Annotated in this window: 9 protein-coding genes and 1 pseudogene; 8 read left to right on the top strand and 2 right to left on the bottom strand. The window is 68.6% G+C overall.

Features of this window, described 5'->3' with window-relative positions; translation table 11 throughout:
- Nucleotides 1-2 precede the first annotated feature (2 nt).
- From QFZ21_RS04880 to QFZ21_RS04855, 6 genes and pseudogenes are all read left to right on the top strand, one after another.
- The gene (locus tag QFZ21_RS04880; RefSeq protein ID WP_307374974.1) at nt 3-1,286 is read left to right on the top strand and encodes a CDP-glycerol glycerophosphotransferase family protein; all 1,284 of its coding nucleotides are present in this window, start codon (nt 3-5) and stop codon (nt 1,284-1,286) included.
- Complete coding sequence (locus tag QFZ21_RS04875) at nt 1,283-2,056, top strand: biotin--[acetyl-CoA-carboxylase] ligase (protein ID WP_307374972.1); 774 nt, start codon at nt 1,283-1,285, stop codon at nt 2,054-2,056. The genes QFZ21_RS04880 and QFZ21_RS04875 overlap by 4 nt, the downstream gene beginning before the upstream one ends.
- Before the next feature lie 86 nt (nt 2,057-2,142).
- On the top strand, nt 2,143-2,661 hold the full coding sequence (locus QFZ21_RS04870) for a PH domain-containing protein (protein WP_307381217.1): 519 nt from the start codon (nt 2,143-2,145) through the stop codon (nt 2,659-2,661).
- 65 nt (nt 2,662-2,726) lie between these two features.
- Nucleotides 2,727-3,852: pseudogene (locus QFZ21_RS04865) on the top strand (5-(carboxyamino)imidazole ribonucleotide synthase).
- A gap of 119 nt (nt 3,853-3,971) precedes the next feature.
- Nucleotides 3,972-4,439 carry a 5-(carboxyamino)imidazole ribonucleotide mutase gene (gene purE / locus QFZ21_RS04860; RefSeq protein WP_307381216.1) on the top strand — a complete coding sequence of 156 codons (468 nt, stop codon included), beginning with the start codon at nt 3,972-3,974 and terminating at the stop codon, nt 4,437-4,439.
- The gene (locus QFZ21_RS04855) at nt 4,436-5,890 is read left to right on the top strand and encodes an LCP family protein (protein WP_307374970.1); all 1,455 of its coding nucleotides are present in this window, start codon (nt 4,436-4,438) and stop codon (nt 5,888-5,890) included. The genes purE and QFZ21_RS04855 overlap by 4 nt, the downstream gene beginning before the upstream one ends.
- Before the next feature lie 205 nt (nt 5,891-6,095).
- On the opposite strand, the gene QFZ21_RS04850 is transcribed toward QFZ21_RS04855, so the two are convergent.
- Together QFZ21_RS04850 and QFZ21_RS04845 are read right to left on the bottom strand one after the other, a co-directional pair.
- On the bottom strand, nt 6,096-6,677 hold the full coding sequence (locus QFZ21_RS04850) for a hypothetical protein (RefSeq protein ID WP_307374969.1): 582 nt from the start codon (nt 6,675-6,677) through the stop codon (nt 6,096-6,098).
- Nucleotides 6,678-6,819: 142 nt separating this feature from the next.
- The gene (locus tag QFZ21_RS04845) at nt 6,820-8,583 is read right to left on the bottom strand and encodes a DUF4012 domain-containing protein (protein ID WP_307374967.1); all 1,764 of its coding nucleotides are present in this window, start codon (nt 8,581-8,583) and stop codon (nt 6,820-6,822) included.
- A gap of 121 nt (nt 8,584-8,704) precedes the next feature.
- Between QFZ21_RS04845 and QFZ21_RS04840 the strand changes: the two genes are divergently transcribed.
- Both QFZ21_RS04840 and QFZ21_RS04835 read left to right on the top strand, forming a co-directional pair.
- The gene (locus tag QFZ21_RS04840) at nt 8,705-9,778 is read left to right on the top strand and encodes a glycosyltransferase (RefSeq protein WP_307374966.1); all 1,074 of its coding nucleotides are present in this window, start codon (nt 8,705-8,707) and stop codon (nt 9,776-9,778) included.
- A 194-nt stretch (nt 9,779-9,972) separates the two neighbouring features.
- A complete protein-coding gene (locus tag QFZ21_RS04835) occupies nt 9,973-13,242 on the top strand; it encodes an LGFP repeat-containing protein (protein WP_307374964.1) in 3,270 nt (1,089 codons plus the stop codon).
- The last annotated feature ends 8 nt before the right edge of the window (nt 13,243-13,250 follow it).

Below are 13,250 nucleotides of genomic sequence, written 5' to 3'. Positions count from 1 at the left end.
GGATGGGTGCATTGTCTGACGTCACGAAGGCGTACCGTCTCCTCACGCGTGCGCTCGCATCCCGCAGCGCGGTGCAGCGGGTGCGCCGCCGCCTCTCGGAGCACGAACCCCATCCGGCCGGTCACTTCCAGGTCGCGGTGTACTTCGCTGACGGGGCAGTGAACATGTACCAGATGCGTCAGTGGTACCGGCCCCTGGCCGAGCTCTCCCGGCTCTGGCCGGTCGTGGTGCTCTCGCGGTCGGCCGCGGGCGCCGAGAAGCTCCTCGACGAGGATGGTCCGGCCGTCGCCTTCGTGCCCAAGGTCCGCGATCTCGAGCGGTTCATCGCCAATCAGGACATCCGCGTCGTCCTGTACGTGAATCAGAACACCCGCAACTTCCAGATGTTCCGCTACGGGCGGCGCTGGCACGTGTTCATCAATCACGGCGAGTCCGACAAGATGTACATGACCACCAATCAGTACAAGGCTTACGACTACGCCTTCGTGGCGGGTCAGGCCGCGCGCGACCGGCTCGCCCGCACGCTGTGGGACTACGACGTCGATCGCCGCACGCTCGACATCGGCCGTCCGCAGGCCGATCACTATTCCGGCACCCTGCCGTACACACCGGACGGCCGCACCGTCGTGCTCTACGCGCCGACCTGGGAGGGCGACCGGCCGAGCGCCCACTACGGCTCGATCGCCAGCCATGGCGAGACGCTCGTGAAGCAGCTGCTGGCGACGGGGTCGCACCGCGTGATCTATCGCCCGCATCCGCGCAGCGGAGTGGTCGACGAGGCATACGGCGCCGCCCACCGGCGGATCGTCGCGGCGATCAATGCCGCGAACGCCGCCGACCGCGGAGCGCAGCACGTCTACGACCACGGCGCAGAACTGGGGTGGCAGCTCTCGGCCGCCGACGTCGCGGTCGTCGACATCTCGGCCATGGTGTACGACCGGCTTGCGGCGGGGAAGCCCCTCATGATCACGCGCCCAGTCGACGACCGGGCGGCCATCGACTCCACCGGGTATCTGGCGGACTGCGAATGGCTGACCGTGGATGCCGCGTCGCGCATCGTGTCCGAGGTGGAGCGCGTGCGCGCCGACGACGCGGCCGTCGCCCGTCTGCGGATGTGGGTGCAGCACTACTTCGGCGACACGACTCCCGGCGTGGCGACGGCGAAGTTCCATGCTGCCGTCGGCCATCTCATGCAGGAGTGGGAGAACTGGCAGGCCCACGAGATCGGCGCCGTCCGCGAGGACGAGGACGACGACGACGAAGAGGCCGACGAGGAGGACGCGTGAACGTCGGCTTCCCCCTCTCGAGTGCGATCGCCGCCCGGATCGAGGAGCTGCCCTCGACCGGGTCGACGAACGCCGATCTGCGCGCCCGCGCAGGCGACGCGGAGTGGCCCCATCTGTCGGTTCTGCTGACCAGGAACCAGACGGCCGGGCGTGGTCGACTCGACCGCACCTGGGTCGCACCGGCGGGTTCTTCGCTCGCGATCTCCGTCCTGCTCCGCGAGCTTCCCGCAGATCCCGGAGCGCGCGGATGGATCCCGCTCGCGGCGGGTCTGGCGATGGCCCAGGCAGTGGCCGCGCAGCTCCCCGACCATGACGTCGCCGTGAAATGGCCGAATGACGTGTTGGTCGACGGCCGCAAGATCTGCGGCATCCTCGCCGAGGCGACGACCGATTCCGTGATCGTGGGCTCCGGGGTGAACACCGCCATGACGCCCGAGGAGCTCCCGGTGCCCACGGCGACGTCTTTCACGGTCCTCGGGACGGAGGTCGACGACGACCGCCTGCTGTCCGACTACCTGCGTGTCCTGGATGGTCGTCTCGTCGCGCTCGCCGCCGCCGATGATGCCGTCGTGAGCGGTCTGCATGCGGCTGTGACGGACCGCTGTGCGACTCTGGGCCTCGCCGTTCGCGCGTCGATGCCGGGTGGCCGGGTGCTCGAGGGCACCGCGACGGCACTGGACCGGGAGGGACGTCTGCTCGTGTCCATCGATGGCGTCGAGCACGCGATCTCGGCCGGAGACGTCGTTCACGTGCGGCCCGCCGGAAACTGACACGCCGCCGCGCAGACGGCGTTGTCGGATATCACAGGCACAATGGTGGGGTGACCCAGCCAGTGACGCTCGGAGGCCGGCCCCTGATGCCGCCGCCGGGCGTGCCGTCCGAAGAACTCCTGATCGCCCGCTTCCGAAGCCACGCGCGTCGGTTGTTCTGGTCGGCGGTCGTCCTGATCGCCGCCTTCGGCGCCACGGCCTTCTTCTACGACAACCTGCCGGCAGGAATCGAGAACTGGATGCTGCTCAGCGCGTCGGGTCTTCTCGTCATCCTCCTGGTCGTCTTCCCCTTCATCATCTGGTACTCGCGCAGCACCACGATCACGACCAGACGGGTCATCGCCCATCAGGGCATCGGGGCGCGTCAGCGTCGGGAGATGTCTCACGCCAGGGGGTACACGATCGGCGTGCGCCGCGGCCCCCTGCAGCGGCTGTGGGGATCGGGCACCATCACGCTCTCGAACGGCGTCGACGCGGCACTCCGTCTGCCGAACGTCCCCAATGTGACGCTGGTGCACGAGACACTCGCCGACCAGATCGAGGTCGGCCAGATTCTCGCGCACCGCGACGCGCAGGGCGGTTCGGACGAGTTCGACCGCGCCTGACCCCGGTGTGTCCGTCCCCGCTCGCTGGGTGCGGGAGAATGGGGGCAGACGAATGGAGACGGCACATGGCACTGCGTGTTGGCGTGATCGGCGGCGGACAGCTCGCCCGGATGATGATCGCTCCGGCGGTCGAACTCGGCCTCGACCTGCGGGTGCTGGCGGAGGGTGACGGCATGTCCGCCCGCCTCGCCGCGACGGCCGTCGGCGACTACCGCGACCTCGCGGTCGTCCGGTCCTTCGCGGCGGACGTCGATGTCATCACCTTCGATCACGAGCATGTGCCGCAGGACGTGCTGCGGGCGCTTGTCGCGGATGGCGTGGCTGTGCACCCCGGGCCCGACGCGCTGCAGTTCGCCCAGGACAAGCTCGTGATGCGCGCCCGTCTGGCGGAGCTCGGCATCCCGCAACCCGACTGGGCTGCTGTGCACGACACCGCCGAACTGCAGGACTTCCTCGATGCCCACCGCGGCCGGGCCGTCGTGAAGACGCCGCGGGGCGGTTACGACGGCAAGGGTGTGCGCGTGATCGGCTCCGCCGATGAGGCGCAGGACTGGATGGATGCGGTCGAGGAAGGCGACGCCCTCCTCGTGGAGGAGCTCGTGCCGTTCGTCCGGGAGCTCGCCCAGCAGGTGGCGCGCAGTGTCAGTGGAGAGATCGTCGCGTACCCCGTGGTGGAGACCGTGCAGCGTGACGGCGTGTGCGCTGAGGTGATCGCCCCGGCCCCTGCCGCGGCGGAGCGTCTCGTGCAGGTGGCGGAGCAGATCGGCCGCACCATCGCGGAAGGCGTCGGCGTCACGGGCATGCTCGCCGTCGAGCTCTTCGAGACCGACGATGAGCGGATTCTCGTCAACGAGCTCGCCATGCGGCCCCACAACAGCGGCCACTGGAGTCAGGACGGCGCGGTCACCCGGCCAGTTCGAGCAGCACCTGCGTGCGGTGGCCGATCTTCCGCTCGGCAGCGCGTCCCCCCGTGCGCCCTGGTCGGTGATGGTCAACATCCTCGGCGGGCCGGAGGAGGGCGGGCTGGAGGAGCGATTCGCCGGCGCCATGGCGGAGCACCCGACGGCCAAGATCCACACCTACGGCAAGGCTCCGCGCCCCGGCCGCAAGGTCGGCCACGTGAACGTGGCAGGTGATGATCTCGACGATGCCGTGTACGAGGCGAGGGCCACGGCCGCGTACTTCGCCTGACTCCGCCGCGATCACGTCGCAAGAGCGTGCCGCTGGGGGCTTCTCACAGCACCAGACCGTAGCCTGATCAGGTGACCGAGCCACTGCACTCCGCTGCCGAGCCGCTGGTCGGCGTCATCATGGGATCCGACTCCGACTGGCGCGTGATGAGCGACGCCTCTCAGGCGCTCACCGAGTTCGGCATCCCGCATGAGGTGGAGGTCGTGTCGGCCCACCGCACCCCGGACAAGCTGATGTCGTATGCGCGCGAGGCGCGAGGGCGCGGCATCCGGGTGATCATCGCCGGAGCCGGGGGAGCGGCGCATCTCCCGGGTATGGTCGCATCGATGACCGCCCTCCCCGTCGTGGGGGTCCCGGTGCCGCTCGCCTACCTCGACGGCATGGACTCGCTGCTCTCGATCGTGCAGATGCCCGCCGGCATCCCGGTCGCCACGGTCTCGATCGGCGGCGCACGCAACGCCGGGCTGCTGGCTGCTCGGATCCTCGGTGCAGCCGATTCCGATCTCGCTGATCGCATCGAGGCCTTCGCCCGTGATCTCGAGTCTCAGGTCGAGGCCAAGAACGAACGGCTGAAGGACTCGCTGTGACCCTCGCGCCACCGCGCGCGACCGCGCGCCCGCTCATCGAGACCCGGCCGCTGCGGCATCCCGACTCGGCAGATGCGGGCATGATGACCAAGCGCGGATGGTGGCTCGTCGCGCTCAACCTGTTCGTCCCCGGATCCGCGCAGGTCCTGGCGGGGAATCGACGCCTCGGGCGATTCGGTCTCGGCGCCACGCTGCTCGCGTGGTTCCTGGTGATCGTCGCCGCCGGCCTGGCACTGTTCGCACGTCCGGTGCTGCTCTGGTTGACGATCGGCGGCGGGTGGTTCTCCGCGGCCGTGCTCACGCTGGTGCAGGTGCTGCTCGTCGCGTACGTCGTGCTCTGGATCGTTCTCACCTTCGACGCGCTGCGGCTCGTCCGTCTGGTCAAGGTGCCCGGCGCGTCGCGCATCGCGATCCCCGTCGTGGCCCTGGTGCTGTTGGGCCTCGTCGGCGGTGGCGCCGGATACGCGGCGACCGCGGTCGGTTCGGCTCGAGGCACGATCAGCACCATCTTCGGCCAGAGCGGACCGAGTCTGCCCCCGAGCGAGGGGTATTACAACATCCTCCTGCTGGGCGCCGACAGCGGAGACGGGCGCGATTCGATGCGGTTCGACAGCATCTCCGTGGTGTCCGTCAACGCCGACACCGGCGCTGTGACGATCACCGGCATCCCGCGCGAGCTTCCGAATGCCCCGTTCAGCGAGGGTAGCCCGATGCAGGCGCTGTATCCCAACGGGTTCGAAGGACACAGCTCATCGTCCTGCGGCTGGAACGGATGGATGAACCACGTGCGCAACGCGGCGGAGATCTGCCGCGAGGACGGCGGGGCATCGCTGTATCCGGACGCGGCGGCGCACGGCTCGGACCCCGGTATCGAGGCGACCAAGGATGCAGCCGAGGGTGTTCTCGGCATCGAGATCCCGTACTACGTCTTCGTCGACATGCACGGCTTCGCCGATCTGGTCGATGCGCTCGGCGGGGTGGACATCAACGTCACCGAGCGTCTCCCGAAGGGCGGTCCTCCGGACGGCGTGGATCCGCACGATGTCGACGCGTGGGCGATCGGATGGATCGAGCCGGGCCAGCAGCACATGGACGGCGACACCGCGCAGTGGTACGCGCGCTCGCGCTACACGACCAGCGACTGGGATCGCATGAAGCGGCAGCGGGAGCTCCAGGAGGCGATCCTGTCCCAGTTCACGCCGCAGACGGTGCTCACGCGGTTCAACGAGGTCGCGGCGGCCGGAACGGCGCTCATCAACACCGACCTGCCTCAGGACAAGCTGCCCGAGTTCTTCGACCTGATGCTCAAGGCCAAGAAGCAGCCGGTCACCACGATCGAGCTCGTTCCCGAGGCGGGTGTCGACGAGCACGAGCCTGACTACGGGTTCATCCACGACATGGTCCAGCAGAAGCTCCACCCTCCGACGGAGACGCCCACCCCCGAGCCGTGATCGGTCGCGGCTCCCGGACCGTGATCGGTGGCGGCTCCGCGACGGTGATCGGTCGCGGGCATGGCGCAGCCCACGACCGTCTCCCCGAGATGAAGGAGACGGTCGTGGGCTTCCGGCGCGGTCACCGGATACACCAGACGACGGTGATCGGAGGGGGAGGGATCACCGTCGTCCGGTCGACCACCGCACGAGGCGGCAGTCGAACCTAGGCGCGCTTGCGGCGGGCCGCCCCAGCGGCCACCAGAGCGCCACCGGCGACGAGAGCGACTGCTCCGCCACCGAGCATCCACGGCGAAACGCTTCCACCGGTGAGAGCCAGCTCGGTACCGCCCGTGAGCGGCATCTCAGTGCCGGCCGGCGCGACCGCAGGGTCGTGGCCGCAGTTGGCTGCAGCGTCCTGACCGTGCGAGACCGTGATGGTCGCGGTGTACGGACGCGATCCCCCGAAGGCGAGCGTGTACGAGCCTTCGCCATCCGCCGGCGGGCGGAACGTGACCGTCAGGCCACCGTCGGCTGAAGCCGTGTTCCCCGACACCGAGGCGCCCCCGGCGTTCAGGCCGGAGACATTCACGTTGACGGTCTCGGACGGCAGGAAGTAGCCCGCGCCGAAGACGACGGTCGAGACCTCGCAGGTGTCGATGATCGGGTCGCCGACCTTCACCCCGGGAGTCCCCGCATACGAGTCGGACTCTGCAGCCGGCACAGTCTGCGCGGCGGTTGCGACGGTCGGCGCGATGAATACCAGCGCGCCAGCAGTAAGGCTGATTGCAGCCAGTTTCTTCAGCATGATTCTCCCCAGAATTTCACGCGGAATCGCACCCGAACACACCCCTGCATTCGACTGCGTGAGCTCATCCTGCCCCCACGGCAGGAAGACAGAGCCCAGATATTCCCCAGTGAGTCGACAGTAGCCTATTCGGCGGCGAAAGTCACGAACTGCACTGAAGCTCTTCGCGCGTCGCCTTCGGAGGGTCGATCATCGGGGTCATGTTCACCTGCGTGAGCCGCTCGCCCGCGCCCTCTCCCTGGAACTCGACGGTGATGGTCGTCGACTCGCCGGGGGCGAGGAGCACCTCGTGCTGCACGACCGAGCGGGTGCCGAGCAGGGCGGTCTGCACGCCCTCCTCCGCGCCGTCCCTGTCGGTATGGGACGGCGTGGCGCCTGCCGGTCCGTAGACCGCGATGAGGGTGCGCACGGAGCCGGCCGGCACGCCGTAGACGCCACCGCCGGTGACGTACTCCGGCAAGGACGTCGCAGCATCTGCGGGGGCGGTGCTCTTCCAGGTGACCCGTACCTGCGTCGTCGCCGCGCCGTCGCAGGTGCCGACCGCCGTCGTCACGGAGGCCCGCGTGTAGTAGTCCATCTTGCTGCCGGTCGTGTCGTTCAGCAGCACCCCGACGTAGGTCGCATCCGCGGTGTCCTCCGGGATCGTCCCGCCGAGGTCGGACGAGGCCAGCAGCGACTGCTCGTCTTCGTGCGCGCTCCAGATCCTGATCCGATCCTCGGAGGCGGACTCGGCGAGGGCGCCGAGGAGCGCGGGAGTGTCGCCCCCGGAGAGAGCGACACCGAAGAGCCCTCTCGCCGCCTGGGCGAAGATGTCGTCCTGCACGGCAGGGTCGGAGATGGTCGCGTACACCTGCGACAGCAGGATGTCCACCACGGAGTCCTCCGTCGCGGTGAAGGGGCCGAACTTCAGCTCGCCGATCGCTCCCATCAGGTGTTTCGCGACGATGGCGTCCACTGCGATGACGCCGTCGACCTTCCCCCCGAAACGCCCCGTCCACCGGGCGGCGAGCGTCGCACCCGCGTCGGCGAAGTCCGGGATGTTGGTGATGTTCTGCAGGTATCGTCCCGGACGGTCCTCGAACAGCGCGATGGTCGAGTCGCTCAGCGGAAGGGCTGTGTCGAGGGGCGGGAAGTCGCTCGTCGACGCCTGCTTCTGCAACTCGATCCTGCCGTCCTCCGCGTGCAACAGGGCGATCGAGCCGACGATTCCGCCGGATGAGCGGAGCTCCGCGTTGTTCTGCATCGCCAGGACGTAGTCGCGCGGACCCTCACCGCCGAGCATGGTCGGCAGCAGCACCGATGCGCCGTGCAGGGACCCGACCACCGTCGCGGCCTGCGTGACGGATGACCGCAGCTCTCCCACCGCGTCGGCGAGGGGAGGGAGCGTGGCACCGGCATCGATGCGTTGAGCGCGGAGCTGCGCGTCGGTGAGAGCTGAACTGGCGGCACCGAGAGGCTTCTCGATCTGGGCGAACGGTGCGAGATCGATCGCGCCGTCGCTGAAGCCCAGGCCCGCCAGGTCGAAGTCGGCGGCGACGTCGAGCAGCGGCGCGAGGGCGCCATCCGAGACGTCGTCGGCGATGTCGGCGATCTCGCTCACCGCGCCGAAGTTGGGCCCGAGCCAGGGGAGCAGTGTGAAGGCCTGCCAGATCGGATCCGAGGTGAGGTCGTGCGCGGACCTCGCGTTCGCCGCGATGCTCTCGGCGATCGGCTTCGCGCCGTCGAGATCGCCATCGCCGATGGACTTCTTCAACTGGGAGGCACCCTTCGCGACCTGCTGCAGGTCGCTCACCGCGCCTATGCCTCGGATGGCGACCCATCCGATGGCGAGCACGAGCAGGGTCAGCACGACGCCGACGGTCCACCCGATCCATCGGCGCCGAACGGGAAGTCGACCGTCGCTCACGAGAGCATTCAAGCACGAACGTCCGTGAGACATGTGCCGGATGCTGTGGGAACGCTGACATTCACGGGGATCCGGCGTCGCGCTCCACGGGGGAGGGGCGAGGCGAGGATAGCCTGAGCGCATGGGTGCTCGACTGCGTGTTGTTCTGGATCAGCTTGTGCACGTGGTCGATCCCGATCAGGCGGCCGCTGCAGTGGATCTGACGATCGGATTGGTGGCGACGGCCCCGTCCGGCTGCACGGTCGAGGCCATCGTCCCGGCGGGTGCAGAGGTGCCGATCAGCGGTCTCACGGATGTGCGCACGCTCGCTCTCGGGCGTCGTGAGCTCGCGGGATCCTGGCAGCTCGGGATCGCGCCCGGCGTCGGGGGAGGACTCGTCCACGCACCGTCTCTGATGGCGCCGCTCGTGCGGCACGACAGGCTGCACGACAACGATCAGACGACTGTGACTCTCTGGGATCTGCGGGCCTGGGACGCTCCCGAACTGCTGCCCAAGGGTGTGGTGGCCTGGCAGCGGGGGATGCTGCGCCGCGCGGTCAAGCACGCGGACGCCGTGGTCGTGCCCACGCACGCCATCGGGGAACGGCTGTCCGAACTCGCCAAGCTCGGTGACCGCATCCGGGTCATCGCCGGAGCGGCGCCGCGAGATTTCGCGGTGCCGGACGACGCCGACGACCGACGGGTCGCGCTGTCCCTTCCGGCCCGCTATGTGGTCCTGACCGGCTCCGAGGCCACGCTCAGCGAGGGCTTCCGAGGTGCCGTCGAGGCGGGGATCGATGCCGTCGTGCTCGACGCACGGGAGGGCGCGGAGCCGCGTCTCGCCGAGATCGCCTCGGCCGCAGGGCTCCCTGAACGGCGCGCCCACGTGCGCGGTGCGCTGTCGCCCGCCGATCGTGCCGCAGTGCTCGCCGGCGCAGCCGGGTTCGCAGCGACGAGCGCGATCGCCGCGTGGCCGTGGCGTGCGGTGGAGGCGATGGCCCTGGGCATCCCGGTGATCGCTGTGGAGAGCGGATCGCACTGCGACGTCATCGCGGATGGCGGAGTCCTCGTGCCGGAGGACGGGTTGGCGGAGGCCGTGGCGGATGCGACGGGCGATGCGTCCGCGCGCCTGAGCGTGCTCGCCGACGACCGCTCCCGTGCGTTCTCGTGGGCGAGCGCGGCCGAGCGCGTCTGGGCTCTGCACGCCGACCTCTGATCTCCTGAGAGCTACCTGCGGGTCTGTGCGACACGCCGGGTTCTTGCGGCGATTTCTCAGTAACAGTGGCACCATCCTGCAACTTCCGTCACACTGGTCACATGTCTCGACGTGCCCCACGCTCTCGAAACACTCTGAGGGTCGCCCAGCTCCTCACTTGTTTCCTCGCTGCCTCCGCCCTGATGATCGGCACGGTGGTCCCCGCCACCGCCGCATCGGCTTCCGTTTCCTCGACGAGCAGCGCGCACCTCGCGCGGGCATCCGTCGACCCTGCGGCCGCGGGCATCGTCAAGACTTCTCTCGTCGGATTCAACGCAGGCAACATCATCAGCGACGCGACATTCACCAACAGCGGCACGATGAGCGAAGCGCAGATCCAGAGCTTCTTCAGCAGCAAGGTGGCGCGCTGCCTCGGTGGGAAGGATGAGGACGGCAAACAGATCGTCTGCCTCAAGGATTTCCGGATCAGCTCCGTGACGCGTCCCGCCGACGCGTACTGCGACGGGTACACGGGCGCCGCGAACGAGTCGGCCGCGCGGATCATCTACCGAGTGGCGCAATCCTGCAACATCAATCCCCAGGTGCTCATCGTGATGCTCCAGAAGGAGCAGGGCCTGATCACACACACCTGGCCGAGCGCCTGGCGGTTCAACATCGCGCTGGGCCAGGGCTGCCCGGACACCGCGCCGTGCGACCCGAACTACATCGGTTTCTTCCACCAGATCTACGGCGCCGCGCGTCAGATGCAGATCTACATGGAAGGCAAGTGGTTCCAGTGGTACGCACCCGGGAAGACGTGGAACATCCTCTACAACCCGAACGCCTCGTGCGGTTCGTCACCGGTGCGCGTCGCCAACAAGGCGACGTCGGCGCTGTACTACTACACCCCGTACCAGCCGAACGCGGCCGCACTTCGTGCCGGTTACGGCGAGGGCAACAGCTGCTCCGCGTACGGCAACCGGAACTTCTACAACTACTTCACTGACTGGTTCGGATCGACCCAGACCGTGGATCCGCTCGGCGAGATCTCACGTCTGCACACCAAGCTCGGCGGCGCGTCCGGTGTGCTCGGAGCTGCGGGCGCGCAGCCGAACTGCACGGCAGCCACCGCGCGGTGCACCTGGAACTACGCGAAGGGTGTCATCACCTGGACGCGCGCCCTCGGTCCGATCACCGTCTACGGCGCGGTCTACACCGAGTACGTCGCACAGGGCGGGCTCACCGGCAAACTCGGATATCCGACTGCGACTCCGAAGGCGATCACCGATCCCAACGGCGACGGCATCTCCCAGGAGTTCGCGACGGGGTGGATCCATTCCTCGACGAAGGGCACGTTCGCCTCGGGGCGAAGCGTCATGACGGCATACAGCGCCGCCGGATGGCTTCGCGGGCCCCTGGGCTGGCCCACGAGCAGAGAAACCTGCGGATCGCAGATGTGTGGTCAGTCGTTCGCGGGAGGACTGATCCGGTACCCGGCGGGACAGCCGGCCTACGTCGTCCCGGCGGTGGATAACCAGCAGATCAAGACGGTCTACACCGCGCAGGGCGGATCAGGCGGACCGCTCGCCTACGCCGTCTCGCCTGTGCAGAGCATCGTGGACCCGAACGGCGACGGCTTCGCGCAGAGATTCGAGGGGGGCTGGATCCATTCCTCCGCGGCCGGTACGTTCGCATCGTCCGCGACGATCATGACCGCCTACAGCAAGGTCGGGTGGGTGCGCGGGGCGTTCGGATGGCCCACAGGGCCGGAGACCTGCACCTCGACAGTATGCTCGCAGCCGTTCCAAGGCGGGGTGCTGCAGTTCAAGAAGGGTGAGCCCGCCGGTCCTGCGGCCGACGTGACGAACTCTGCCATCCGCACGGTGTACCAGGCCTCCGGCGGCGCGACAGGCCCACTGGGGTACCCGCTGCAGCCGGTGAAACGGGTGACCGACGCGAACGGCAACGGCTATGCCCAGCAGTTCGCCGGCGGCTGGATCCACTCCAGCGCGCGCGGAACCTTCGCGAGCTCCGCTCAGATCATGGCGCTCTACTCGGCCGCCGGCTGGGTGCGCGGGTCGCTCGGCTGGCCCACCGGTGCAGAGAAGTGCACAGACCTCGGATGCACGCAGCCGTTCGCCAAGGGCAGCCTGACAGCCGCGACGGCAGGGTCGGATGGTACCAAGATCACCGCGGCAATCCGTACCCTCCACCAGTCGCTCGGCGGGCTTTCGGGGTGGATCGGGGCGCCCTCCGGGGTGGTCCAGCACGTGACCGATGCGAACGGCAACGGCGACGCGCAGCGCTTCGTGAACGGCTGGATCCACTCCTCGGCCAAGGGCACTTTCGCCTCGTCCGCACGGATCATGACCGCGTACAGCGCGTCCGGCTGGGTCCGAGGCGCACTGGGGTGGCCGACGGGGGCGGAGACCGCGGTCACCGATCCGAACGGCAACGGTGTGACTCAGCAGTTCACCGGTGGCTGGATCCATTCGTCGGATGCCGGATCGTTCTCCTCGTCGACGCGGATCATGACCGCGTACAGCGCCGCGGGCTGGCTCCGAGGTGCGCTCGGCTGGCCGACGGGCGCGGAGACGACAGTCACCGACAAGAACGGCAACGGCGTCGCACAGAAGTTCGACGGTGGCTGGATCCACTCGTCGGCGAGCGGCTCGTTCGCCTCCTCCGCAGCGATCATGAAGGCGTACAGCGCCGCCGGGTGGTTGCGCGGACCGCTCGGCTGGCCGACGGGGGCCGAGACGTGTGCTTCCGGCGCCTGCGCGCAGTCGTTCGCAGGAGGCACCATCCGGTACCAGTCCGGCTCAGCGGCGGTGGCGATCCTGACGGGGCAGAACCAGGCCATCCAGAAGGCGTATCAGGCGGCCGGTGGCGCTGCGGGCTTCCTCGGGCAGGCGGCGGGGTCTGTGCAGACGATCACCGACAAGAACGGCAACGGCTTCGCGCAGAAGTTCGACGGCGGCTGGATCCACTCTTCTGGCTACGGCACCTTCACGTCCTCGACCACCATCATGCAGGTGTTCAGCCCGGCCGGCTGGATCCGCGGATCGCTGGGGTGGCCGGTCGGTGCGGAAGCCTGTGCCGATGGGATCTGCCGGCAGGCCTTCGTGAACGGCGCCATTCGCGTGCAGGGTACGCAAGAAGCGGTCGTCCTGACCACGTCGAACGCGAAGATCTCTCAGCTCTACACGTCCATGGGCGGCGCCAAGAGCATGCTCGGGTTCGCGGACCGCGACGTGACTGTGGTGACTGACCCGAACGGCAACGGATTCGGGCAGGCGTTCACCGGGGGGTGGATCCACTCCTCCTCCTACGGAACCTTCGCGTCGTCGAGCGCGATGATGAAGCTGTACAGCGCTCGCGGCTGGATCCGCGGAGACCTCGGCTGGCCGACGAGCGCTGAAACGTGCTCGTCGACGAAGTGCACCCAGTCGTTCGCCAACGGGACCCTGTCTTACACCAGGTAGCGGCGAGG

Origin of the sequence: Microbacterium sp. W4I20 (genome assembly GCF_030816505.1) — a bacterium.
Classification (GTDB): Bacteria; Actinomycetota; Actinomycetes; order Actinomycetales; family Microbacteriaceae; genus Microbacterium.
The sequence above is the reverse complement of the archived record's forward strand: the minus strand, read 5'-3'. Positions and strand labels throughout refer to the sequence as shown.